Source organism: Kitasatospora phosalacinea, assembly GCF_030268885.1.
Taxonomy (GTDB): Bacteria; Actinomycetota; Actinomycetes; order Streptomycetales; family Streptomycetaceae; genus Kitasatospora; species Kitasatospora phosalacinea_C.
Map to the genome: position 1 here is coordinate 1 of NZ_BSSA01000159.1, position 255 is coordinate 255.

The 255-nt window shown below is 69.8% G+C and carries 1 protein-coding gene; it reads left to right on the forward strand.

The annotated features are described in order from the left end of the window. Positions 1-255: ATP/GTP-binding protein (locus QSK52_RS39375; RefSeq protein WP_285741066.1), on the forward strand; the 255-nt coding region annotated here is incomplete at both ends.

Consider the following 255-nt stretch of genomic DNA (forward strand, 5'->3'; position numbering starts at 1 on the left):
TCGCAAGCTCTAACGCGGCCGCCGCCCCCAGCCGCGCCACCACCTCCGCCAAGATCGTCGTCGCGGGCGGCTTCGGCGTGGGCAAGACGACGCTCGTCGGCGCGGTCTCCGAGATCAACCCCCTGCGCACCGAAGCCGTCATGACCTCGGCCTCCGCCGGCATCGACGACCTCAGCCACGTCTCCGGCAAGACGACCACCACCGTCGCCATGGACTTCGGCCGCATCACCCTCGACGAGGACCTCATCCTCTACC